This window comes from Planococcus liqunii, assembly GCF_030413595.1.
Lineage (GTDB): Bacteria > Bacillota > Bacilli > Bacillales_A > Planococcaceae > Planococcus > Planococcus liqunii.
Genome location: NZ_CP129238.1, coordinates 1,923,407 through 1,947,404, shown reverse-complemented (window position 1 = coordinate 1,947,404; position 23,998 = coordinate 1,923,407). Strand labels below are relative to the sequence as shown.

The 23,998-nt window shown below is 45.2% G+C and carries 21 protein-coding genes; 6 read left to right on the top strand and 15 right to left on the bottom strand.

Annotated elements, in window-relative coordinates; genetic code table 11:
- The first annotated feature begins 11 nt into the window (after positions 1-11).
- On the top strand, positions 12-701 hold the full coding sequence (locus QWY22_RS09875; protein ID WP_300984266.1) for an ABC transporter permease: 690 nt from the start codon (positions 12-14) through the stop codon (positions 699-701).
- Positions 701-1,606: an ABC transporter ATP-binding protein gene (locus QWY22_RS09870; RefSeq protein WP_300984265.1), complete on the top strand. Its 906-nt coding sequence runs from the start codon at positions 701-703 to the stop codon at positions 1,604-1,606. Before QWY22_RS09875 ends, QWY22_RS09870 begins: the two co-directional genes overlap by 1 nt.
- A 130-nt stretch (positions 1,607-1,736) precedes the next feature.
- Here the strand turns inward: QWY22_RS09870 and QWY22_RS09865 are convergent, their stop codons facing one another.
- On the bottom strand, positions 1,737-2,216 hold the full coding sequence (locus QWY22_RS09865; RefSeq protein ID WP_436836778.1) for a GNAT family N-acetyltransferase: 480 nt from the start codon (positions 2,214-2,216) through the stop codon (positions 1,737-1,739).
- Between the two features lie 67 nt (positions 2,217-2,283).
- Positions 2,284-3,339: a glycosyltransferase gene (locus tag QWY22_RS09860; protein ID WP_300984263.1), complete on the bottom strand. Its 1,056-nt coding sequence runs from the start codon at positions 3,337-3,339 to the stop codon at positions 2,284-2,286.
- Between the two features lie 222 nt (positions 3,340-3,561).
- Here QWY22_RS09860 and QWY22_RS09855 point away from each other — a divergent pair, with 222 nt between their 5' ends.
- Positions 3,562-4,188, top strand: a complete 627-nt coding sequence (locus QWY22_RS09855; protein ID WP_300984262.1) for an HAD-IA family hydrolase — start codon at positions 3,562-3,564, stop codon at positions 4,186-4,188.
- 55 nt (positions 4,189-4,243) lie between these two features.
- Here QWY22_RS09855 and QWY22_RS09850 read toward each other — a convergent pair whose 3' ends face one another.
- From QWY22_RS09850 to QWY22_RS09795, 12 genes are all read right to left on the bottom strand, one after another.
- A complete protein-coding gene (locus QWY22_RS09850; RefSeq protein ID WP_300984261.1) occupies positions 4,244-5,452 on the bottom strand; it encodes a Bcr/CflA family efflux MFS transporter in 1,209 nt (402 codons plus the stop codon).
- 212 nt (positions 5,453-5,664) lie between these two features.
- Positions 5,665-9,846: a tetratricopeptide repeat protein gene (locus QWY22_RS09845; protein WP_300984260.1), complete on the bottom strand. Its 4,182-nt coding sequence runs from the start codon at positions 9,844-9,846 to the stop codon at positions 5,665-5,667.
- Between the two features lie 249 nt (positions 9,847-10,095).
- A complete protein-coding gene (locus tag QWY22_RS09840) occupies positions 10,096-10,389 on the bottom strand; it encodes a hypothetical protein (protein WP_300984259.1) in 294 nt (97 codons plus the stop codon).
- Positions 10,390-10,538: 149 nt separating this feature from the next.
- Entirely contained in the window at positions 10,539-10,994 is a 456-nt protein-coding gene (gene yiaA / locus QWY22_RS09835; RefSeq protein ID WP_300984258.1) for an inner membrane protein YiaA, read from the bottom strand.
- Positions 10,995-11,284: 290 nt separating this feature from the next.
- Entirely contained in the window at positions 11,285-11,923 is a 639-nt protein-coding gene (locus QWY22_RS09830; protein WP_300984257.1) for a pyridoxamine 5'-phosphate oxidase family protein, read from the bottom strand.
- Positions 11,924-12,081: 158 nt separating this feature from the next.
- Positions 12,082-12,534 carry a VOC family protein gene (locus QWY22_RS09825; protein ID WP_300984256.1) on the bottom strand — a complete coding sequence of 151 codons (453 nt, stop codon included), beginning with the start codon at positions 12,532-12,534 and terminating at the stop codon, positions 12,082-12,084.
- A gap of 306 nt (positions 12,535-12,840) precedes the next feature.
- Positions 12,841-13,374, bottom strand: coding sequence for a hypothetical protein (locus QWY22_RS09820; RefSeq protein ID WP_300984255.1), 534 nt, complete (start codon positions 13,372-13,374; stop codon positions 12,841-12,843).
- 37 nt (positions 13,375-13,411) lie between these two features.
- The gene (locus QWY22_RS09815; protein ID WP_300984372.1) at positions 13,412-13,984 is read right to left on the bottom strand and encodes a hypothetical protein; all 573 of its coding nucleotides are present in this window, start codon (positions 13,982-13,984) and stop codon (positions 13,412-13,414) included.
- A 112-nt stretch (positions 13,985-14,096) separates the two neighbouring features.
- Positions 14,097-14,435 (bottom strand): hypothetical protein, encoded by a 339-nt coding sequence (locus QWY22_RS09810; RefSeq protein ID WP_300984254.1) that lies wholly within the window; start codon positions 14,433-14,435, stop codon positions 14,097-14,099.
- 120 nt (positions 14,436-14,555) lie between these two features.
- Entirely contained in the window at positions 14,556-14,930 is a 375-nt protein-coding gene (locus QWY22_RS09805) for a hypothetical protein (RefSeq protein ID WP_300984253.1), read from the bottom strand.
- A gap of 299 nt (positions 14,931-15,229) precedes the next feature.
- A complete protein-coding gene (locus QWY22_RS09800; protein WP_300984252.1) occupies positions 15,230-15,604 on the bottom strand; it encodes a hypothetical protein in 375 nt (124 codons plus the stop codon).
- 260 nt (positions 15,605-15,864) lie between these two features.
- On the bottom strand, positions 15,865-16,302 hold the full coding sequence (locus QWY22_RS09795; protein WP_300984251.1) for an SMI1/KNR4 family protein: 438 nt from the start codon (positions 16,300-16,302) through the stop codon (positions 15,865-15,867).
- A gap of 549 nt (positions 16,303-16,851) precedes the next feature.
- Here QWY22_RS09795 and QWY22_RS09790 point away from each other — a divergent pair.
- The 3 genes from QWY22_RS09790 to QWY22_RS09780 all read left to right on the top strand — a co-directional run bounded on the left by QWY22_RS09790 (position 16,852) and on the right by QWY22_RS09780 (position 21,417).
- Complete coding sequence (locus QWY22_RS09790) at positions 16,852-18,135, top strand: Nramp family divalent metal transporter (protein WP_300984250.1); 1,284 nt, start codon at positions 16,852-16,854, stop codon at positions 18,133-18,135.
- A 903-nt stretch (positions 18,136-19,038) separates the two neighbouring features.
- The gene (locus tag QWY22_RS09785) at positions 19,039-20,865 is read left to right on the top strand and encodes an APC family permease (RefSeq protein ID WP_300984249.1); all 1,827 of its coding nucleotides are present in this window, start codon (positions 19,039-19,041) and stop codon (positions 20,863-20,865) included.
- A 72-nt stretch (positions 20,866-20,937) separates the two neighbouring features.
- Entirely contained in the window at positions 20,938-21,417 is a 480-nt protein-coding gene (locus QWY22_RS09780) for a universal stress protein (protein ID WP_300984247.1), read from the top strand.
- A gap of 555 nt (positions 21,418-21,972) precedes the next feature.
- Here the strand turns inward: QWY22_RS09780 and QWY22_RS09775 are convergent.
- Positions 21,973-23,244, bottom strand: a complete 1,272-nt coding sequence (locus QWY22_RS09775) for an ATP-binding protein (protein ID WP_300984246.1) — start codon at positions 23,242-23,244, stop codon at positions 21,973-21,975.
- Between the last annotated feature and the right edge of the window lie 754 nt (positions 23,245-23,998).

Genomic DNA, 23,998 nt, shown 5'->3' with positions numbered 1-23,998 from the left:
GAGGAAAGTCGATGTTCGCCATTGGCAAAAAAGAGTTTTCAAGTTTGTTCAAAAGCATCATGTCGCTGCTCATAATTGCCCTTTTGCTCGTCACGTCCTATTATTCCGCAAAGTTTTCCGATCTGCTGACGGTTGGTGCCGGGCTGACGGCGAGTGAAGCGGAAGATGTCCATACGGCGGGACTGCTCTTTTTATTGGTCGGCTTCGGCCAATTGTTCGTGATGGGCTTGTCGCATGACACCATCAACCGGGAGCTTCATGAACGCACGATGCGGTTTTTGGTTACCCGGACTTCCAGAATTTCGATTGTGCTTGGAAAATATTTAGGCATCTGGTTGTTTTGGTTCGTGTGCATTTTGATTTCATTTCTCATCATCAGTTTGTTTTCTTTAAAAATCGACCTGTTCATCTTTTCGCAAACCATCACGCTCGTGACGTTCCAAATTGCTTTGGCCGTCCTCTTGTCGGTCCTGATTCCTAAGCCGTCTTATACGATGTTTCTCGGTGTCTTACTCGGAATCGCCTTGCCGATTCTTGGCGTATGGGTCGCCTTCACTAATAACTTATGGGTTTCCTGGTTAAAGTTTGTCAGCCCTTATTATTATTTGATCAACGATGATTATTCATTTTTAGTCATTTTCGGGTTGGCGGGACTGGTACTTGCGGCCGCACTCGCATTGTTCAATAGGAGGGAATGTTAATGAACGTCATTGAAACGAAAAACCTGAAAAAATCATACGGGTCGACACCGGTTATCCATGGCATCGATCTAGTGGTCGAACGAGGAGAAATCTTTGGATTCCTTGGCCGCAACGGCGCGGGGAAATCGACGTTCATCAATATGCTGACGGGCATCATCCGTCCGACAAGCGGCTGCTTTTCTTTGCTTGGTGTGGAAGGGCCGAATCAGCGGCTGAAGAAACACATCGGCGTCATGCCGGATTACTCGAGCTTTTACAATTCGATGAACGCCATCAAGCATTTGAAATTCCTGTCTGCGCTTTCCGGCATGCCGGTTTCCACCGCGCAGTGCAAAGCGGTGCTGAAAATGGTCGGCCTGGAACAGGACCTATCCAAAAAAGTCGGCAAATTCTCGTTTGGCATGAAGAAAAAACTGGGGATTGCACAAGCCATCATCCATGAGCCGGAACTCATCTTTCTGGACGAGCCGACTTCCGGCATGGATGCGGAATCCGCGCTGCAGATCCATCAGCTTATACGGGACTTGCAGGCAAGCGGCAAAACCGTATTCATGACTTCCCACAATTTATTTGAAGTCGAAAAGCTTTGCTCGACCATTGCCATCTTGAAAGATGGCGCGATTGTCAAAAAAGGCAGCATGGAAGAATTGCGCTCATATTACCGCTCCACCCTGGAAGTAAAATTCAAACATTCCGTCATTCCGGAAAGCGAAGCCGAAAACTTGTATGACTGGCTCGAAACAGCAGGCAGCGATTTAAAAACGACAGCTTCCTCCAGCAGTTTGACCGTCGGCAATGAACGGAAAATCGCTGAAATCATCCGGGCGTTTACAAAATGCCAAGTGGATGTCTTCCGTGTGGAAGTCAACGAACCGTCACTGGAAGAAATGTTCCTCGAAGAATAACGAATAACCCCTGAAATGCATTTTGAATAAGCGTTTCAGGGGTTATTCGTTATTCATTAAATCCAGTTTATGAATAATTGCTATTCACCTGCCCGGAATAATGACTAGATATTATTCCGGAGCGTATTCATTAAATGACCAGAACCATTTTCTTTGTTTGCAACGCATAACCGAATAAGTCATCTTCGTATTCATCGACCAAGACAAAGCCTTTTGCCGCGTAAAACGTTTCGCCGCTGTTATTTCCTTTTTCCACTTCTACGTACAGTTCCTTCACTCCGTCCAATGCTTCAAGAACACCTTCCAGCAGCTGTGTTCCAATTCCATTGCCTTTTGCTTCCGGCAGTAAATAGATGGCACTGAGATCAGCTTGGCCGTCTTTTTGAAAAGCGGCGGCGTAGCCGATGACATTTGAATCGCTCTCAGCTACGAGAAAAAGGCTGTGGTCGATTCGTTTCACCATCGTTTCATCGGAGTAGGCCTGCTTCAGGAATTGGTCTTGGATCGCTGCAGGGATCAATTCCTTATAAGTCTCATGCCAGCTTTCTTTTGCCACTTGCTGGATCGCCTGGATATCTTTCTTTTGCGCTTTTCTAATGATGGCTTTCAAATGCTCCACTCCTCTTTTACAACATTCACGCTCTTGCGCAGTTCAATCATTAATTTTCATCTGCCCATCATACCCATTTCTTTTCTTTTGGCAGCAGTCTTCTTTTTACAAGGCTTTTCAACGAATAATAGCGGTACAAGGCACCGACCGCTTGCCGCTTGATCAAGGTTCCAATCAACCTCTTCTCGAAATTGCCTGACTGAAAATAACTGTCCCGTTTATGGAGCCATTCATTATGGATGATTTCGCCCATCTGTTTTTTTGCCAGATCCGGCGTCAGCGTACTGCTTGGATGAAACAAATTCCAGAAACAAGTCATGACGCGGGATGTATAAAAGTTTTCAAACAGGACTTTGTTCTTGCCGGCATACGCATTGTTTTTTTGCAGAAACGCCTTTACCGCTCCTTGCATCAATTGCATATTGGTATAGAGATCCGCGCGGAACTGGCTCGTGATGGACGCGGCATTGGAATCGATGTAGTAATAGAACGCATCGGGAAGGAGACTGATGTTTTGGCATTTATCGATATACCGCAGATTAAACAGCAGATCCTCTCCCCAATTCACATCGAGGTCAAATGCCAGTCCTGAATCTTTTAAAAGCTGTGCATCGTACAGCTTGTTCCAATTAAAGTGGATGTAGTAGTACTGGTACAATTCCCCGAAATGCACTAAAAATTGTTCTTTTGTAAAATTGCCCTTTTGCGGAATGCGGTAGATTTCTGATTTGATGATATGGTCTCCGCGCATCAGGATTTTTTGGTACCCGCATATGGCCAGCTCACTGCCGCCCTCCATCGCCTGCACCAGACGGCGCGTCATATGTTGATCGATAAAATCATCCGAGTCCGCAAACTGGATATATGTGCCGCTTGCTTCTGCGATTCCGCGGTTTCGCGCTGCCGACGGGCCGGCATTTGGCTGATGGATTACGTTTACCCGGTTATCCTGTTTTGCGTACTGCTCACAAATCTTTCCGCTGCTGTCCGTAGACCCGTCGTTTACAAGAATGAGTTCGATATGGGGATGGGTTTGGTGGAGGATGCTGTTGATGCTTTTCTCTAAATACCTTTCAGCATTGTAGACAGGAACGATAAAGCTGACTTTTTTAGTGGTGTCCATTGGAATCCTCCTGACTTTTTTAAAATGCTATTAATTAGGAATCCTAAGATATTTTCATTTTAACAGAATTGGCTGAAAAACAGGGTGAAAATCCACTCGAAAATACCTTTTTCGCTTCCTTTTCCATGCGTCGCCAAAGAGATAGAAGTTGGCATCATTTGGGTTACAGATTATACTTAACAGCAACGAATCTTTTAACTTTTATTGGAAAGAGGTTGGCCTATGACAACAATCATTTTTGATTTTGACGGCACGTTAGCTGATTCCATGCCGCTTTTTATGCAGGCGTGGAATACGTACGCCGGACAGTTCAATTACCTTCCGGTCAGCGAGAAAGACTTGGCGGCTTCCCGCAACTTAACGATTCAGCAGCGCGCTAAAAAGTACGGCTTTCCGATGCACAAAATTCCCGTCATCTTGCCGAAAGTTTACCAGTATTTCAAAACCCATATGAACGAAGTGGCGCTGTTTGACGGCATCAAGGAAATGCTCGATGCATTGGCCCATAACGGCTACCGCATCGTCATCATTTCATCCAATGCCAAAGAAAACATTGAATTGTTTTTAAAGCAGGAAGGCATCGAGACGGTGTCGCAAGTGCTGACGTCGAGCCGCATTTTCGGCAAGGACACAGTCATCCGGAAATACATGAAGCAGCAGAACGTTACCCCCGCCCAATTGCTGTATGTCGGCGACGAAGTGCGGGACATTGTGGCCTGCAACAAAGTAGCTGTGCCGTTCGCCTGGGTCAGCTGGGGGCTGGACGGTTTTGAATTGATTGAAAAGGAACGCCCGAAATTTATCGTGCACACCCCGCAGGAACTGCTCGATGCGCTGATTGTGGAATAAGCTTTCAAAACATCAAAAAGAGCAATCGCTAAAAAGGCGATTGCTCTTTTGTCTATTACCGATGCATTTCTTCCTTTTGTTTAGGCAAAGAATAAAATGCGATTAAGCCGATCAGTGAAGTGGCGAATAAAATCGCTCCCATTGGCACAGCCGTGCTTTCGTCGATGCCGACCAACGGCGAAACTGCGGCTCCGACCAACAGCGGCAGCATGCCGATGACCGCACTGGCACTGCCCGCCCGGTGGCCTTGTTCGCGCATCGCGAGCGTAAACGAACTTGTCAAAATCATGCCGATGGTGATCATATAGATGAAGATTGGAATGACAATCGTCGCGAGCGGCCCTTGCACAATGGTCGCAAGCAGCAGCACAAAAGTTGCCGCGCCGGCCACAGTAACCGCAATTTGCAGCATGCGCTTTTCCGGCACGATGCCGCCAAACCGCCCAATCAAGTAGCTGCCCAATATGATGGCAATGCCGTTTATGCCAAAGAGAACACTGAACACTTGCGGCGACACGCCGTAAATTCCCTGGTACACAAACGGCGTTCCCGCCACATAGGCAAAACTGCCGCCGTGGACAAATCCGGCGATGAGCGTATAGCCCGTGTAGGAACGGTCTTTTAACAGGCTAAGCATCGTCCGGATGGACTCGCCGATGGAACTCGGAATCCGTTTATCAACGGGCAAGGTCTCAGGCAATTTTAACCCAATGGTTGCGACAATCAAAACGCCAAGAAACGCCAGGAAATAAAAGATGGTCTGCCAGTTGGCAAACGGCAGCGCAAGGATGGCGCCGCCGGCAAGCGGGGCCGCGAGCGGCGCAACCGAATTGATGACCATCAGCAGCGAATAGAATTTCGTCAGCTCTTTGCCGCTAAAGACATCCCGCACTACAGCACGAGACAAAACGACGCCGGCCGAAGCGGTGAAGCCTTGAAGAAAGCGGGCCACGATAAGCATCTCGATCGACGGAGCGAGTGCACACAGAATCGACGACAGCACAAACAAAGAAATGGCAATTAAAAGCGGCTTTCTTCTGCCCTGTGCATCGCTGATCGGCCCGACGACGATTTGGCCTACTGCGAGGCCAATCAGGCAAGTCGTCAAGCTCAACTGCACGAGTGAAGCCGACGCGTTTAAATCGCCGGCGATGCCAGGGAAACTCGGCAAGTACATGTCAATATTCAGGGGAGCCAAAATGCCAAGCATGGCGAGGAGAAAAGCCAGGCCGAGGCGGGCTTTTCCGGTAGGGTTATGCAACATGGAGATCAAAACCTTTCAACACAAATTCTCTTTTAAGTATCCTTGTTCAGCGTAACACGCTTTGTAACGGAAAAACTGCCGAATTTTCATGTAAGCGCTTTAGAAACGAAAAAAATAAGAATGCGTATTAAGGAAAAGAAAACCGCAAAGCTGCTCAAGTTTTATTGAGCGGCTTTGCGGCTTTATTCCAAATCGATTTCTTTGTATGTTAATTAAGCATATTCCGCAGACAAGGCTTCAAGTTGTTCCAACACGTCTTCAAACGCCGGCTCTTCAGCAGCGACAAAGAGGTAATGCCTGCCTTCTTCCCGTTTCAAAAGCTGCGAAAAATGCGTGACAGCGGCTTGTTTTTGGCCCAGCAGCATTTCGCTGCGCGCCAGTTCGTAGTAAGCCGGCAAATAATCGTCCTCGTCTTCGATCAATGACAGCAGGATTTCCTGAGCGAGCGCTGCTTCCTCCACATCTATATACGCCATGCCGAGGTTTAACCGGATCCACTCATGGTCTTTCAGTTGTTCCGGCAAGCGGTCTTTAAACGCCGGCACTTCGCCCGGGCGCCGTTCAGCCAGCAAATGCAGCAGGCGGATATAGCCTTCTGCATAGAAAGGCTCCAACCGAATCACTTCTTCAAACTGTTCCCGTGCTTTTTTGGTTTCATCGATCACCGCCAAGGCTTCGCCGCGCAAAAGCAGGACGCGGGTATCGGATGGCTGTTGCTCGTGAAGCTTCCGTGCTGCAACTGCAGCCGATCTCGCCAGCTTATACGACTCTTTTTCATCCGCCAGCTGAAGCGTCGCTTGAATCAATAAAAGCGACGCCTCGTAGTTTCCGGTGCGTTCCACAAATGGCTTCAGCTCATCAACCGCTTCTTTGGCCATATCGCGTGACAGGTAGAGCGAGGCCAACTGCAGGACCGGCATTTCGTTGTCCGGCAAGCGCTTGATGGCTTCTTCGTACAAGGAAATAATCTGCGTAATGGTGCGCAGCGACCGTGCATTGTGCCGCAATTTGTTCAGCATCCCTTTCGGCTCTTCCTGTTCGGCTTCTTCGAACCACTGCGCCAAAAATTGCGCACTGTGCACTTTCGCCATCGCCAGGTCTTCTCCGGAAAGCAGCCGTTTCAGACGTTTTTCGATTTCTGCTGTTTTGCCGATTCGGCTGAGCATCAAAACGTATTTTTCGTACAGCCCGACAATCTCCGGATGTTCGGCGATCATTTCTTCCAGCAGCATCGCTGCGCGTTTAAAGTCGCCTTGGCGCTCACAGAACTCAACGTGGTCAAAATAAGAAGCATGTGCGCCGTTTGTCGCTTTCGCCTCCAGAAACAAGGCGTCCGCTTCTTTCAATCGGCCTTCTTTTTCGGCAACATGTGCTTTTGCTGAAAGCAGCCATTCTTCCGGCACTTTTTCGGATATTTTCATTAAAGTTCCGGCAATCGTTTGAACCGCTTGTTCGGAATCCGCCAACGCAAACAACTCTTCAAAATCAGCTTCCTGCGGATCATGCTCCAATACATGCAGCGCTTCGGTGAAAGCCTGTTCCGTCTTGCCGCTCGCCGTATATGCCCGCATCATCGCTGTATGGGCGGCGCTAAAGCTCGGATCCACCTCGATGCAGCGGCGGTAGTTCAAGATGGCCTGTTCATTTTTCTCCCGCTTTTCTTCCAAGAGGCCGAGACGGTAATATGCCGGTGCATAGTCGGCAAAGTCAAGCGCCTGCTTGTAAAGCTTGCGTGCATAGCGGTGGTTTTCAGCTTCTTCGTGCAGTTCGCCTTCCAGGCACAAAAGAATTTCATCGGGGTGCGCTTCGCGCAAGGCTTGAATGTGTTCCAGTACCCGCGTCCGGTGCAACGGCGCTTCCTCCCCGAATTCGGCATATTTGATGGCCAAATCATGAAAGCCGTCCCGTTCTCTGTCGGAAAGCCCTTCTTCAAGCAGGCTGAGCGCCTTTGCTTTGCCGGAATGATCTGCCCATTCTTCCCACAACAGGGAAGCGGTTCGGATATAAAAGCCGGCATCGCCCTCTTTGGCATAACCCTCAATCCAGTTGTGCGCTTCCAAATAACGTTCCTGTTTGATCAAGACATGGGCGATGTGCGATACCGCAAACAAATCTTTAGGATCCAGTTCCAGCGCTTTCCGGTATTCCGCTTCCGCTTTTGAATACTCTTTTTGTTCCATGGCGACGTGCCCGAGGTACATATGCAGAACGTCATGCGTAGCAGTACTTGCGATGCCTTCGTCGAGCGCCTTTTTCGCTTCCGCCCAATTTCCCGCTTCCATATGGATTTCCGCCATCCGCAAATACGGGAACGGTTCACCGGACTCCAATCTGATCGACCGCTTGAACGCATCAAGCGCCTCGGCGTCCCGGCCTAACTGCTGCAGGCAACAGCCCACCTGGTAAATGAAGAATTCGTCTTCCGGCTCGCTTTCGGCCAGTTTGCGGAAGCGTTCCAATGCTTTTTCATGCGCACCGGATTCGGATTGGATCAAGGCGTGGTTGATTTGGACGGACACGCTGCTTGGCAGCTGGTCAAGTGCGATGCTGGACCACTTAAACGCCTGATAGACCTTGCCCATTTCCGTATAACAGCGGGCAAGCCGGCTATAGGCATCGGGCTGGACGGGATCCATTTCAATGGAGCGTTTCAATAAAGGAACGGCTTTGTCAAAAGCGTCCTGTTTCATCAAAATGGCGCCTTTCAAGTACTGCGCGTACGGACTGGTTTTTGTCTCCACGTGTTCCAAGCATCGCAAGGCTTCCGGCAGTTGGTCGCTGACAAAGTGCATATGGGCAGCCAACAAAGCCACCTCTGCATCTTCATTGCCAAATTCTGAATACAGCCGCTCCAGCCACTGGGGATGCAGGGCTTTGGCACGGTCGGTAAATAGCGAAGACAAGCCGATGACGGCTGCATAGCGCTCCTCGAGATGAGCAGTCAAAAACGCCAGGAACGCATCGCTTTCTTCCACTTCGCCTTCTTCATCCTCCAGAAATTCATACAGCTCCGTGAAAAAGCGGTGTTCATTTTCATCCAGTGAGTTTAGGAGGTGTTTCTGTTCTTCTTCCATAAACACCATGCTAAGCGCATCGGACATCCGGTAGGTTTTCTGTACGTCGGCATAAGGCAATAAATACGGTGCCAGATCGTTCGGGTCCTGAATGATGAGCCCTTGCAGCCGGTCATCATAGCCGACGACCACTTGGACATGGGCACTGTTCTCAATCATCATGCTGAGGAGGATCGGCACACCCGCATCGATAAACTGCTTGTAAAGCGCAACGTTGCCTTTAAAATACCGGGCATGGAGTCCAAGCGATTCCATGTATTTCATCGTCGTCCGGAGTTTGGTGCCGGTCACATCAAAAACATGGGAAGCGATTTCGTCCTGTCCGATGTCCTTGCCGTACACTTCCAGCATGAGCGATAACGAAGCCGGCACACAATAATTCATCTTCTGGACTTTCGGCGTAGTTTTCAGCAGAACCTGTTTTTCGTCCCGGCGAATCTCGGCTTTGCCATAGATGCTGTCTTTCAACAGTTCGCGGTGCTCGCCAACCCACGACTCCAGATCGTCCCATTGCTCAAGCCGATATAAACACACCGCTTTCAAATAGGAAAAATGATCCCGGTGGACGTGGAAAGGATTTTTTTCATTAAAGTTGTCCATTATACGCAGTACATCCACATAGCGTTCCAGGTGGAACAGCCGGCTCACTTGTTCCGTCTCATAGGCCCAGCTGTCCTCCTCCAAGGCATCGCCTTCTTCAAGCACAGCCAACGATTCGGCTTGCCGGCCGACCATTGACAAGACGTCTGCATAAAACAGGCGGGCGAAGCTGTCCCGGTCCGTTGATTCCTCGATCATCGCCTTTTTTAGCACCTGTTCGGCTTTGTCCCATTCCCCGCTGTGCATATAGTAGTAGCCGGTCAAATCCGGCCATACGGACCCCCGCACTTGTTCGATTTTGGCCAATTGTTCTTTCGCTTCCGGCAGCCGGTTTAACTGGCAAAAAACACGCACCAGCAATTGATGGGCGGAAGCGAGTTCCTCCACTTTGTAAGTGGAAGCAGCTGCCCCTTGCAGGCGGCCTAGCATCTTTTCCTCCGCTTCCAGGCTTCTTCCGTTTTCAAGCAGCCGGCCGCAATGCCAGGCAAACGGACGCAAAGTTCCGAAACGCTTGTAAGCATGGGTCGCCAACAGATTGCTGTAATTGTATAAATCCGCTTCATCGGCAAGCCGCATCAGCCGGTAGTATTCTTCTTCCGTTTCAATGTCCCCAAGCCACTCGCGAAGCCGTTTGATGGAACGCCCGTCCCATAGCCCGCGAATGGCTCGAATCATTTGTTCGGCAGTTTGGATTTCTTGTGCTTGCAAGTCAATGGCCATTCTTTTTCTCTCCCTTATCCCCCTGCTTTTTTTGCAGTTTCTTAATTATATGTTGGAAAATTATAGGGTGCAACAGATTTTTCTGAATTATTGAAAGGTGGATTATTCCCTGCTTTCTTTCTTAGTTCCAAACGGATTTTCCAACGCATAAAAACAAAAAGTTCCTGGCGGAAACCGCCGGGAACTAATTATGGTTGGTTCATAAAAGAATGCAAAATCTTCCGGGTGTGCCGATGAAGAAAGAAGTTTTCAATGGGCTATCTGAATGTCGCCGTTTTCCCTGATTTGAACGGGCTGGTAGCTGTCCATAAATGCCAAGCCCACATGGCCATTCGCATTCAATTCCGTAATGCCTTTAATATAAGCTTCTTCGTCTGTAATTAAGCGATAGAAGAGACAATTTCCTTGTTCTGTCTCGATCGACTCTTCAAAGACAAATTTCTCCCCGTATGTTTTCTCAAAATAACCAATCGCTTCTTCCTGGTTTTGGAATTTTGGCAATCCGGCTTGGTCCTCTTCGCTGATCCGCTTAATGTCCGGCATATTCCCACTCCTTATCGTTTTTGTTTGAATAAAGTTTTCCAGCTCGTCTCTTAAAGAATTTATCATATTTCACAAATAACTTCTCGAGAATATGAAGACAATACAAAACGCCTAACCGGAAAAGGGTTAGGCGTTTGTTTTTTACTGATTTACTTGTCCTGGTTCGCTTCTTCCGTATCCCGGACGTTTTTTTGTACAGTGACCACGGCGAACAAGCTCAAGACGAACGAGATGCCGTAAAACCCTTTTTCGCTTAAAATGATGCTGCCTGCGTTAAACAGTCCGATGGCCATAAGCGCAATTGCCGCAATCAAGGCAAACCAGCTGATGCCGTAATACAGGTTCGTGACCCGGATTCCTTCGTCGCGGTCTCTGACTGCTTTTTGGAGCGAAACGGCGGAATAGAGCCCGAGGATCAATAATGCAATATAATAGCCTTTTTCATTCAATTCCATCGCCGCATTGTACAACCCGATTAAATAACTCGCTGTCCCAATCAGCAAGGCTCCCCAAGCTGCTCCTTTAAACGCAGCGGTCGGTTCGCCAAGCCTGCGTTTCTCTCTCGGTTTTTCCGAAAACAAATCTTCGTTCTTGTCACCCAACATATAACTAGCCCCTCTCATCTGTAACACGTATTGATCTATATGCAGGGCGATTCGGCAAAACTCCTACGCCCGTTAAATATAAACTATTTGCTTTCTTCTGATTAATCCGTATGTATCAGAATATAACCACACTTTTTCCATTATTAAATACATTTTATCATACTCTGCTTATCCTCTTCACTATTGTTTTAAGGAAGCTTTAAAAGAACACAGCCTTCTTTCCAAACAAGGGATTCACACTTTTTCAGTCGACCCTTGGACATGGCGGATGTTTCCTTGCTACAAGCATTTCAGTACAGCGTTTCCCGGTAACTTTTCTCCAAGATTTTACCCACGGCTTCTTCGTCGATTTTAGGCAACTTCGCATGGGCTGCCAGGATTTTCGCGCCTTTTGGAAGTTCCTCTTTATCTGCCCAGCTCTCAGGATGCCAAAGTCCCGAACGCCGGAATGCCTTGGCGCAATGAATAAAGCATTCCTCTACGTCCACGCCGATTCCAAGAAGGGGCCTTTTGCCATGCACCGCCATTTTCTCCAGCAATTCTTCGTCCTGGATGACGCTGGCTTTTCCGTTCACCCGCAAAGTCTCACCAAGCCCCGGGATCAGGAACAGCAACCCGATATTCGGATTCGCTAAAATGTTCCGCATCGAATCCATTCGTTTGTTTCCAGGACGTTCAGGGATGATCAATTGTTTTTCATTCAGCACATAGACAAACCCGGCATCGTCTCCACGCGGGGAGACGTCGCACCTGCCGGAGGCATCCGCTGTAGAAATCGTGAGAAAAGGAGATTTGGCGATAAAACCTATACAATGCTCATCCAAATAGGAAATGACTTTATTGTTCACCAATTCGCTCGGCTGGCCGGTGATTTCCCGCAGTTCTTCTACGGTCTTTAGGGTGTTTGGGAATGTTGGAGCGATTTTCATTATTGTTCATCCTCTCATATTTAGTTATGCAATCCCTTCTCTTATCTTCAGGCAGCCGAACTTTACCGGCATTTCTTTCATGAACATTCGGGAAAGGTTATAAGGCATACAAAGAAATTCAAAAGATTTTTTCAGGTCATGTTATGATAGATTATTTCTTATTGGTTACCGAGTTGTTCCGCCAAACCGATTAAAAGCCCTTCGGGTCCACGAATGTAGCAAAGCCGGTAAGAATCCTCATACTGAACGATTTCACCAACGAGCTGCGCACCGTGCTTGATGAGCCGTGCTACCAGTTCGTCAATGTCTTCAACGGTGAACATGACGCGCAAATAGCCGAGGGCATTGACAGGAGAGCTCCGGTGGTCTGAGATCGTCGGCGGGGTGAGAAATCGCGACAGTTCAAGCCGGCTGTGGCCATCCGGAGTAACCATCATCGCAATTTCGACACGCTGTGAATTCAATCCGGTTACGCGGCCTGCCCATTCCCCTTCAATAATGGATCGCCCTTCAAGCTTCAAGCCAATCTCCTCAAAGAATGAGATGGCGTCATTCAGCGATTCTACCACGATGCCGACATTATCCATTCGGAGCAATTTGTTATTCTCCATAGTCTTACCTCCTTGTACATATATAATTTCTGTCTGATTGTCTTCCTAAAGCATTCTAGTTAAAAGTTGCAAAGTCCTTCCTTTTACAAAAAACCGGGTGCAGTTAGGGGACTATCTCTAAAAGTATTCCTCTGCGGACTAAAAAAAGGAACTTTGTGTAAAGTTCCTTTTCTGCGATAAGCTATAATTTATGAACTCATCTCTCCTTTAAGTTCCGGCCATTCATGAGGGCATTTAAAAATGGATTTTTATTCGAGCGAGGTTAGATTTGCTCAATATTTAAATTTAATCTTTTCCTAACCACTTTCATTTAAACTCTTCCGGACTCCAAATAGCGATTTCATTTCCAGGGACAGCTACAATCAACCAGTCACCATCCCCATACCCAAACTGATCTCCGACCTGCCAGCATTCGTAATCATCATCTTGCTCATTTATAAACAAGACTCTCCCGGACTCAAAAGAAAGATACAAATGCGGGGAATCTTCTCCTAGCCAAACATCGTTCACTCTTTCTCTCCGATGTCTCAGCAGCAATGGCAACAGATCTTCCTCACTCAGCTCTGACAACTGTTCTGTGGAGATTGACTTCAATCGATCTTGACTAGCAATAATCGCTATTTTTCTTACCTCAATGTTCAACCACAGCGTATCTGGTTCTTTCTCAGAATAATGGGCAAAGCAGATACGTACTGTCCCGTAGCCAGCGCCAAATTGCAAGCCATCCAATTGGCTTCCAATAAGGCGTTTTTTCAAAGCTCTTTCTGCAAAGTTTTTATTAATCTTCTTCATGGATTCAACACTTTTTTCCGAGAAAGAATTTCGCACAATCGTCCGCATATTTTGCTTCCCAGGAGATTTTGAAAGAAATCTTCATTTACAACTCGCCGATTGGATCAAGTAAATTATTTTCCAATAGCTGATTGAATTCATCCCAGAATTCTTGATAGGTTTCACGGTCATAATCGTCAGTAATCCGTTTTTCTTTTGACGCATCAAAGAAGTTCTTCACTTGTACAGCGAATTGGACAATTTGCTTTTTATACTCATTTTTATTCAGAGCTGCATGTAGCCCCGGGTAATAAACACTTCCTGTTTCAGGATCGGTTGTTATGATTTTCACAAAATCCGATAAAAGGACTTGATCCCCTGAATGCTCCACTGTCCAATGGATGGAAATCGGACAGCCCATCATCAAAATCGCTCCGCATCCATGGAGGATTAACCCTTCCTTATCATTGGGATGGCACACATAATCGTTATCAATGGTACGCAATAAAGCCAAAGCGGATTCACTGATTCCCCATTCTTCTTTTATTCCGGATTGGGTAATGATAGTTCTGTTAACACTTAAGTGGATTTCTCCGTGGGAACATAAATCTTCTTCCTCATTGTCATAAAGCCATTCCTGGTTTTCGATATTAATTATAAATTTTTGGGTTGATTCCATATTAAATTCACCGTTTTCGTTTTGGTTTGGCACTTGATTTTACCCTATCGCTTAAGATCGGTTAACTTGAAAATCATCTTCTGCAATGAACCTAATCACAATTGAATTCCATTCACAACAGGAAGTTCTTCTCCTTCTTAGGAATCAATACGAATTTGGAAACAGCCATTAACGAAAGAAATAACATAGCAATCAGACTGGCTGCGTTGCCCGCGCCTTCCGTTCGGGGAAGAATTCCCCAAAACACTAAAGCATTTACCAAAACAAAAACCATGAAACCGGCAAACGAAAAACTGTATAAATCATTTCCGCGAAGCAATCTTTTGTCAAATTCATTGTTTGGCAAAACCGTTCGTTTTAGCCAAGCAGAATAGCGGAGTTGTCCAATCAACCCAAATGCAAATGAGCTGATAAAAATCAACAGCACACCAGAACTAAACCAGGTCATCAAATCATTCCCTTCTTCACTCTAATAGATAGCTGTAATGGTTTGCAGCTTTTCTTGTACATCAGAAGCAATCCGTCTTCATTTAATGACACTCAAATGACTGTCTGGCTTTCTTTTGGAACATCAGTATTCCAGATGGTCTTGAAGAATTAATTTGAAATTCGGCTTAAATTGAATCTCTAAGGTTTGAAAGGTTTCATCACTAGCCAAGGTCAGCAAAATACTAGATAGATTTTTAAAATCCGCTTTAATTTCAAGCGTATCCACCCTTTTCAAATCAAGGCGGGAAATCAGCCTGTTTGTCGATTTCTGGTTCACTTGCATTTTAACTTCTCCATATGCGGGCTCGAGAATTACCAGAAAGGCTTCTTCGTCATTTGAAAACCGATACGCAGCCTGGTTATAGTAAAAAGGCAGGTTTTTTGTTTGGGTATCACGCAAGACCGGTTCGCATTCGAACAAGGCCACTAATTCATATTCAGCAGGTAAACTTTTCACGACCTTTTATTTCCTCCCAGTCTATATTCAGTTCCGCACTAACATAGATTTGCAAACACCAGGATAGTAAATGGAATTTCTTTGCAGCTTTATTAATTTCCTTTGGTTGCAGTTTCAAATAGATGTTGGTGTCTAACCAATTTCATTTTATACAATGGAGTATTAATAAATTAGGATAAGCGTTGGAATGTATGATTTTTTGGCAACTTTAAAATCATTTATGAAGTCTGCGCTGCAGGTATTGTGGATATAACTTACTTCACAATAAGGCACATTCACTTCTCTTAAAAATTAAGTTTTTAGGAACCAGTAATTATGCTAATGGGAGTTGATTTACCGTTTATGAGTATGTCTATCATTTCTGTATCCTTATCTACTTTCAACTTGAATACCTGTTTTTTAATTTCGTCGCCATCTTTAGGTACAGATTTTAATTTCACGTTCAATTTGTCTCCATGTTTTTCAAGAGAAGCAGTTACTTCATCTGTTGTCTGGTAAATAATATAGGTCATTTCTCCATCCTCATTTACAGATTGGAGAGGAGCAGCTGGATCCAATAGTTCTTGAACATTTTCCGGCGCTTTTTCTAACTTTTCAATGCTTGGTGAAGCATTAAATAAATTACACGCGGACAGCAACCAAGAAATTAGGACGATTGCGAGTAATTTTTTCAATATCCTTCCCCTCTTCGTTTTGGCACTTTTTTCTAACAATTCATTTTACCTCACTTTAAGAAAAGGCAGTATATTAAAAAATGAATGTAACTTAACTTTACTTAAGTTACATTCAAATCCCCGTCTTTAAGCCAACACTTCCACTTGGATTTTGCCAGGGCTTTTTTCAATTCGTCCAAGGCGGTTTGCAGCTGCTGAACGCTAGCCAAAAGCGGTTATTTTCGTTCAGGGCTTTTTTTCCTCTAACCTTAAAGCTTTTTTTAAACAGAAATTTTCCCAGCAAGCCATCCCTCTATAAACTCTTTCAAAGAGGAAGCAATCCAAGTTCGACTGTCATCTTCATGTTTCCAGACATAGATGTCTTCATGATGGATATGTCCATTCAAAATAGCATAACCAAATAAATCCCCGTTTCCAGCATCTGAAAAAAATAGGAGATGATCAAACGGCATATAGATGTCTTTAAAATCTTCCCAACCTCTATAATAGAGGTTTTCTTCGATAATTTTATGGATTGGCCAGATGAAATGGCAATCGAATTGATCGTACACTCCATTTGTTTCACGCAGTAAGTCTTCTAACTCTTTCGGTAAGTTTACATTCAGTTTTTCCTTGATTACACGCATATCCTTAAAAGTCGCGGGATGAGTAAAGTGATAATCGCTTGATACATTTTTGATAAAGCTTTTCCATTTCATTATCCAATCCCTCTTCCAAATTTATTAAGATTACCGGATTTAGCTGAATTGTATACCCCTTACATAAAAATCCACGTCGTTGTTTCAAAACTTCGCTTCAAATTTTGTAGTGGTTTTTCATTTTTCAAATCACGGAATAGGATTCTTATATTCAATATACTCAGAACTCAAATCAATAGCTAGATAATTTTGGAAATTTAACCATTCGGAAAAATACACTTCAATGAACAAAAAAGGAGGTGCCCCAAAAGTAATATGGACGCCTCCTTTGCGACGAAGCTAGCGCAGGGATACAGAAACATGAGCAATCGTATTACCACACCCTTTAATAGAAGCAAGGTGCTGTCCAATAAGTCGAATAATAGACTAATTGGACAGTACCTTGCTATAAGGCCTCATATATAACTCAAAAAAACCCTTTAAAAATTCTAATAAATCAGTTTTTTTAATTGCTTTTTTCATTGATTCATCATATAGTTTCACAAAGGAAACATTCTATCTTAAAGGAAACTTATTGATGGTCATCAGACTGAAAAGGAGGAGTGAATCATGTTAGAGGTGAAAGCCAAACCGGTGGAGTCCGAATACAAATCGTTCGAGGAAATCACCGCTTATCGGAAACAGCATCACAAAGTACTGGTTTTTCTTGGACCTGCTTTCATTGCCGGCGTTGCTTACATCGATCCGGGAAATTTTGCAACGAACATCACGGCGGGTTCGAAATACGGCTACCTCTTGCTGTGGGTCGTGCTGGTATCCAATTTAATGGCCATTCTTATCCAATCTTTATCAGCTAAACTTGGCATTGCTACAGGGTTGAATCTTCCGGAAGTGTCGCGGGAAAATCTGCTCAAACCGGTATCTTTCGGTCTATGGATTCAAGGCGAACTGGTCGTCATGGCAACTGATCTGGCCGAATTTATCGGAGCGGCTTTGGGGTTATATCTCTTGTTTGGCATTCCGTTGTTTCCGGCAGCATTGATCGCTGCTGTCGGTTCTTTTGCCATTCTGGAGTTGCAGCGAAGAGGGGTGCGCCAGCTGGAAGCCGGAATTGCGGGAATGGTACTAATTGTGGTCCTCGCTTTTGGGCTGCAGATGGTTTTTGCGCAGCCGGAACCGTCTTCGATTTTCAAGGGGCTGTTCACACCTCAATTCCAAGGCGTGGATAGTGTCATGTTGGCCGCCGGTATCCTCGGGGCCACTGTTATGCCGCATGCTATCTACCTGCATTCCGCTCTAACGCAAAAACGCGTCATCGGGAAAACGGAAATCGAACGGAAACAGATTTTCCGCTATGAATTTTTTGATGTGTTGATAGCCATGATCATTGCAGGCGCAGTTAACGCCAGTATGCTGATTGTTGCGGCATCTCTTTTCTTCGGCAATGGCCTGCCCGTCGAAGACTTGGATGTAGCTTTCACTCAATTTGGCGAGATCATCGGCCCGTTTTCCGCCATCTTGTTTGGGGTTGCCTTGCTGGCGTCCGGATTGGCAAGTTCTTCTGTTGGGACAAAAACTGGCGACATCATCATGCAGGGGTATATCAAACGCCGAATCCCGCTTTATGTGAGAAGAGCCATTACGATGATTCCGCCGCTGGCCATTATCGCGTTGGGCGTCAATCCGACAGCTGCGTTGGTATTAAGCCAAGTCATCCTGTCTTTCGGCATCCCCTTTGCCTTGGTTCCCCTGATCATTTTCACCAGTAACCGAAAAATTATGGGTAGCTTAGTGAACCATTGGCTGACTAAGTTCCTTGCTTGGTCCGTAGCTGTAGTAATTATTGTGCTGAATTTGTTCCTATTGTTTCAAACGCTCCAAATACTATTTTAAAAGCGACTTGCTTTCAATAAAAATCCGGATTATTTATTTGCAAGAGAGAAAAAACTGTTTAACACTTAGACACAAAATGGATGGTTATTAAATAAAATGATACTGTTATTAGATTTGCCAAGATACGCTGCAGTTCACACCGCTTTTACTAATGTCATTTCTGAGATAAGTGACATTATGAAGGCGCTGTTTATCCAACAAGAACAGTAGCTGAAATGGGATGATAGGACTGAAGTTAAACTTAAAAAACGCTTCACACATTAATGTGTGAGGCGTTTTGCAGTCTCCGTCAGTTTTCTAATTACTCATTTGAGTAGAAAAGTTATCTGCGGAAGTTTTAAATTCCTAATCATAAAATCATTCCCTATAGTGGTACATGGAAAACACAAAACAACTGAAGCATTATTCACAGCCTGATTCTGAATTAGAATATGAATTCCGAAAAATAGTTAAATTGTTTAAAACCGGCCAACACCCCCTTGCCAATTCCACTGCAGAAATTAGTCAGTTAATGTATCCCTCTATTACTTACTGCAGGAATAGATTTAGCAAGAATCATCTCTTCCCCTCTCACTAAGTAAGATTAACCCCCGGATGAAAAGGGGGTTCAGCGATTGAAGGTCCCCCGTTCAAATTGATTCAGCGATTAAAAGGTAGGTTTTTATATTTTGGACAAATCTAAATTACGCCTATTCTTGAAGGATGTCGATCTTTTTTAGTGCAGGTAAAAAGTGGCTAAAATTCGTGTCGTTTTATGAATCACTAAACTCAATGTCGGTTGATGCCGCCTTTCCTTAAACCATTTTCCGGCCTTTCTTTCCTCATCGATTTTCCACTTGCTTTTTAAGGAAATCGGACTATGCTTGATTTATCAAAAGCCGTACTTTAGGGATGGTGGAGTCCATGTTCAATTTTCTTAAACAGCTACTAATTGGCCGTCCATTAAAATCGGATCAGCTGGGAGAACAGAAGCTCAACAAAAAGAAGGCGTTGGCGATTCTTTCTTCAGACGCCCTTTCTTCCGTCGCCTATGGTCCGGAACAAATCCTCCTTGTATTGATTACCGTGAGTGCCACCGCGTTTTGGTATTCGATTCCCATTGCCGCTGCGGTGTTGTTCCTGCTGACGGCGCTCATCTTGTCTTATCGTCAAATCATCTATGCCTATCCGCACGGCGGAGGCGCTTACATCGTGTCCAAGGAAAATCTCGGCATCAATCCCGGATTGCTGGCCGGGGGCTCGTTGCTGGTGGATTACATTCTGACGGTGGCCGTCAGTGTGTCGGCTGGTACCGATGCCATCACCTCTGCGTTTCCGGCCTTGCATGACCACAATGTGGCCATCGCGGTGACATTCGTTATCCTTCTGACGATATTGAATCTGCGGGGGGTAACCGAATCTGCTTCGATTTTGGCCTATCCTGTTTACCTGTTTGTACTAGCTTTGTTTCTCTTAATCGGGGTTGGCCTATTCAATATCCTGACCGGCACCGTTTCTTCGGATCTGCATACGCCGGTTGGCACGCCGATCGCCGGAATCAGCTTGTTTCTGCTGCTGCGGGCCTTTGCCTCCGGTAGTTCAGCCCTTACCGGCGTTGAAGCGATTTCCAATGCCATCCCGAACTTCAAGGAACCGGCTTCCTCCAACGCCGCGAAAACGCTGACAGCCATGGGCATTCTGTTAGCCACCATGTTTTCAGGCATCGTCTTTCTGGCTTATTATTACGGCATCGTGCCCCAAGCAGAAGCGACGGTCGTGTCACTCATCGCCGAAGAAACGTTCGGCCGGAACGTCCTGTACTACTTCGTGCAGGGGACCACCGCATTGATTTTGATCCTGGCAGCCAATACCGGCTATTCTGCCTTCCCGCTGCTGGCTGTCAACTTGGCGAAAGACAAATTCATCCCGCGGATGTTTACAGTTCGGGGTGACCGATTGGGCTATTCCAATGGCATCGTCATTTTGGGATTCGCCTCTATTTTGTTGATTGTGGCATTCAACGGCCATACCGAACAATTGATTCCGTTGTATGCCGTAGGTGTTTTCATACCCTTTACCCTGTCACAGAGCGGCATGATTGTGAAATGGCTCCGGGAAAAGCCGAAAGGCTGGCAAGCGAAGCTATTCATTAACGCAACGGGGGCCTTGATCAGCTTGACGGTGACCGTGGTATTCTTTTTAACGAAATTCACCCAAGTCTGGCCCGTGCTGGTTTTTCTGCCCGCCATCATTTTTCTGTTCTACCGCATTAAGAAGCATTACGACGCCGTCGCGGACCAATTGCGGGTTCAAGACAAAGCGGCTGCAGTACCCATCGAAGGCAATGTCTTCATCATCCCGATTGCCGGCATCACACAGGTCGTCGAACACTCCATCAACTATGCCCGTTCGCTTTCAGCCGACCAAATCATCGCCGTCTACATTCCCTTTGAGCGGGAGGATGAGAAAAAAATTGAGGAAAAATGGGCAAAATGGCATCCGGATGTCCGATTGGTTACGCTTTTCTCGCCCTACCGAAGTATCTCCATCCCCTTGAATCGGTTTGTGGATTCAGTGGAACGGAAAGCCAAAGAAGCCAATTACCAGGTGACCGTCCTCATTCCGCAATTCATCCCGCAAAAAGGCTGGCACAACTTTCTGCATAACCAATCCGGCTTGCTGATTCGCACCACTCTGCTGTACCGGAAAAATGTCATTGTCACCACCGTTCCCTTTCACTTGAAAAAATAAAGAAGGAAAAACTGAACTTATAGAGAAAACCTTTAACATATTCACACTCACCAGAATAGGAGGAGGTAATTGATGACACTTAAATACAAGCAAATTCTCATAGCGGTTGATGGCTCAGATGGAGCCCACTATGCATTCAGGAAGTCGGTTGAAATAGCCAAACGAAATAATGCTGTATTGAATCTGATTTATGTGGTGGATACCCGCTCCTCAATGGTTATGACAAAACGTATCCCCGACCCCACTAATGCATTCACTGAGTATGGGAAAGAGCTGCTTGAGGATTATAAAAAAGAAGCTCTAGAAACCGGTGTTCTTGAAGTAAAGACGTTTGTCGCTCCAGGTTCCCCTAAAACGGTTATTTCACATGAGTATGCAAAACGGGTGAACGCTGACTTGATTGTTTGCGGAGCGCAAGGCTTGAATGCCTTGGAACATTTTTTTATGGGGAGTGTGTCTGAGCATATTGTACGCAGCAGTTCTTGTGATGTTTTAGTCGTTCGAAAGGGTGATTCAGAAAAAGCAGAAGGACAAATAAAGACTGAACTTTAACAAGAACTCTGATTTGCATCTCCAGATTTTAAAACAAAGCCTGATTTACTTAGCTTTCAAGTTGATCGGGCTTTTCTCTATCATTAATAATCAATCTTCTCTGTCTTTGTCCTGTTGTTCGAATAAAAAACAATTGCAGCTTTCTATTTTTAAATGGCATACAGGCATAGGGGTTGGATAGAAGCCGGTGAGCATCTCCTTTAAATTGTGCCTTCCTCTGATCAAGCAGCTGAAGTCCTCTATGAAAAAATCCCTCCCTGAAAAGAAGAGCTCTAAAGATATCCAGACAAGGTCGTTCGTAGTCACTTGTAAATACGAGCCAAAGAAAAAAGAAACTCCTGCAAGAGTTTCTTCCAATCACCTAATGTCATGTAATTCAAAGTCTTTAAATGCCATCCTCATTGAAACCTAAGTATATTTCGATTTCGTTAGAACCATAAGAGAAATAGGTATATGTTTAAAATCCAGAAAAAACAATGGGTTCGTAACTAACCTTTGCCCTTTCATTTTTATGCAAAAGAGAAATTAGTGTTCCTTTATACCGGCGATATCCAGTCAATCAATGGATAGTTCTGCATCTGCAGGAACATATTTGGCAAGAATCATCTCTTCCCCTTTGGTGGAAAGGACGTGCAGGGAATCGTTTATTTCCCTGATCGTCTTATCAAATTGTTCTGGACTGTCTGCTGCAATGTTAAACCGGCCAAGCATCTGTGCATACGTGCCAGTAATCTCGACCTCGTCTCCTTCACCATTGACGGGGATATAGGAAAGGACGGCGGGCATTGCTTTAATCTTTTCAAGCCCGATGATTTCTTTTATGGTGCCTTTGTCCAGCAGAATGGAAAGGTTGCAGGCAGGAAACGCCGTATAGCCATTGTCGTATTTTTCGGTAGCGTATTGATCCAGGTTTCCACCGGTTGAATAATCCAGCATCATTTCCAATAAATTGATGCCTGTCTGCTTTTCAACGATGGTGTAATACTGGGTGCCGCTAAGCCGGAAGCCCATTTCATAGAAATAAAATTCGCCGTCTTCAAAGAGAGATTGGATAAAAAGGACGCCATTTTCGATTTTCATCTCTCTGAGCATGGTTCGGACTTTTTGATCCAGTACCTCAAGATAAAGATCTAAATGTTGTGAAGGGAAAATCGTTGCTGTCGGCAAAGGCGGATGCTCCTGATATTGTTTATGTACGTAGCGGTCCGTCATTGCACTTAAGACGACGCTGCCGTTACGGACCGTATAAAACATCATGACGCCATACGGGTTATCAATAAATCGTTCCACAATGACTTTCTCCGACTTTGAATAATCGGCTGCCTTCTTATAGCCTTCCTTTAGTTCCTCGGCTGAATAGCAGACCGTGATCCCCTGGCTAGCGTAACTGTCCACCGGTTTGACGATGACAGGAAACGTTAATTTCGACAAATCTTCGTCCTTTAAGTTTTCATCCACGTTGTATTCTTCGATGACCGGTATGCCGTAGTCGCGGCAATATTCCTTGAACCGATCTTTGTTCGAGCAGATTTCCAGCTGTTCTTCTGTCGCATAAAATGGCAAGCTTAGCCGTTTGCTTAAGGCAAGAGCATGCCAAGTGTTGATGTCATCAAATCCATTGAAAACGCCATCAATCGCTTCCGCTTCCGCAATTTCCGCCAACCTGTCAATATCCGAAGTGCTCACGTCATAGGATTGGTCGGCATAGGCTTTCGCCGGAGAACCGACATCCCGGTCTGCCACAATCGTATACATCCCTAGTCGTTTAGCTGTTTTTACCACATCAATCATATGTGTATATCCACCAAGTATTAAGATTTTTTTCATGAACCTTCGCCTCTTCTCTCTTAAAAAAGTTTTTGATATAAATGTTTTTAGACATCGCTTTCAAGTCGTCTACATCTTTGCGCTTACAAGCAAGTTCTATATATTTCTATAATATAGGAACTTAATGAAAATTAAGTGAAAATTTTTACTTTGAAACAAATAAATTAATATAAAAAAATTGAAAGGTATTAATATAATAAAAAACGATTGGAGATTTCAAACATGACCTCCTAGAAGAGAGAATCCTCAAATAAAAGTGGAAATCCTATTGAGCAAAACCGTTTAAAAATTTTAAGTTTTAAAACAACTAACATTCACTTAATTTATAAAAAATAAAAGCCCTTGTAATGGAAACTTTTCAGAAGGAGGATCAGGACGCTACTGGCGTGTATGTCTTTAACCGGGAAAAGTTGCCGGGGTTATGCTGACACAAAAAATACGAGTCATTGAATAGAGAAATAGAAGAACTTTACGATCAACTGGGTGATTGGATGGCTGGAAAGAGGCTACTGACGGAAAATACTTCTACCTTTTCAGACGTGGAAGTTCGCGGTGCAATCGCATCTGCCCTCTATCATTAATGAAGAAAACGAGTGGGAATAATCGTTGTATCAGCTTAAATAGACACAGTATTCAATGGAAGACTATAAACAGCTTGATGGCAGCCAAAAGATCTTTGTCAATAAAGCGCTGGATCGGATCAGGTTAAGAGGTATGGAAGCCGAACAATCCCTTCATGGGAATTCGGCGCAAT

What these genes read in the sequence shown, in the direction of transcription:
- QWY22_RS09875 (WP_300984266.1), top strand. Translation starts at nt 12, where the DNA reads ATGTTCGCCATTGGCAAAAAAGAGTTTTCAAGTTTGTTCAAAAGCATC.
- QWY22_RS09870 (WP_300984265.1), top strand. Translation starts at nt 701, where the DNA reads ATGAACGTCATTGAAACGAAAAACCTGAAAAAATCATACGGGTCGACA.
- QWY22_RS09860 (WP_300984263.1), bottom strand. Translation starts at nt 3,339, where the DNA reads ATGGACACCACTAAAAAAGTCAGCTTTATCGTTCCTGTCTACAATGCT.
- QWY22_RS09855 (WP_300984262.1), top strand. Translation starts at nt 3,562, where the DNA reads ATGACAACAATCATTTTTGATTTTGACGGCACGTTAGCTGATTCCATG.
- QWY22_RS09850 (WP_300984261.1), bottom strand. Translation starts at nt 5,452, where the DNA reads ATGTTGCATAACCCTACCGGAAAAGCCCGCCTCGGCCTGGCTTTTCTC.
- QWY22_RS09845 (WP_300984260.1), bottom strand. Translation starts at nt 9,846, where the DNA reads ATGGCCATTGACTTGCAAGCACAAGAAATCCAAACTGCCGAACAAATG.
- QWY22_RS09840 (WP_300984259.1), bottom strand. Translation starts at nt 10,389, where the DNA reads ATGCCGGACATTAAGCGGATCAGCGAAGAGGACCAAGCCGGATTGCCA.
- yiaA (WP_300984258.1), bottom strand. Translation starts at nt 10,994, where the DNA reads ATGTTGGGTGACAAGAACGAAGATTTGTTTTCGGAAAAACCGAGAGAG.
- QWY22_RS09830 (WP_300984257.1), bottom strand. Translation starts at nt 11,923, where the DNA reads ATGAAAATCGCTCCAACATTCCCAAACACCCTAAAGACCGTAGAAGAA.
- QWY22_RS09825 (WP_300984256.1), bottom strand. Translation starts at nt 12,534, where the DNA reads ATGGAGAATAACAAATTGCTCCGAATGGATAATGTCGGCATCGTGGTA.
- QWY22_RS09820 (WP_300984255.1), bottom strand. Translation starts at nt 13,374, where the DNA reads ATGCGGACGATTGTGCGAAATTCTTTCTCGGAAAAAAGTGTTGAATCC.
- QWY22_RS09815 (WP_300984372.1), bottom strand. Translation starts at nt 13,984, where the DNA reads ATGGAATCAACCCAAAAATTTATAATTAATATCGAAAACCAGGAATGG.
- QWY22_RS09795 (WP_300984251.1), bottom strand. Translation starts at nt 16,302, where the DNA reads ATGAAATGGAAAAGCTTTATCAAAAATGTATCAAGCGATTATCACTTT.
- QWY22_RS09790 (WP_300984250.1), top strand. Translation starts at nt 16,852, where the DNA reads ATGTTAGAGGTGAAAGCCAAACCGGTGGAGTCCGAATACAAATCGTTC.
- QWY22_RS09785 (WP_300984249.1), top strand. Translation starts at nt 19,039, where the DNA reads ATGTTCAATTTTCTTAAACAGCTACTAATTGGCCGTCCATTAAAATCG.
- QWY22_RS09780 (WP_300984247.1), top strand. Translation starts at nt 20,938, where the DNA reads ATGACACTTAAATACAAGCAAATTCTCATAGCGGTTGATGGCTCAGAT.
- QWY22_RS09775 (WP_300984246.1), bottom strand. Translation starts at nt 23,244, where the DNA reads ATGAAAAAAATCTTAATACTTGGTGGATATACACATATGATTGATGTG.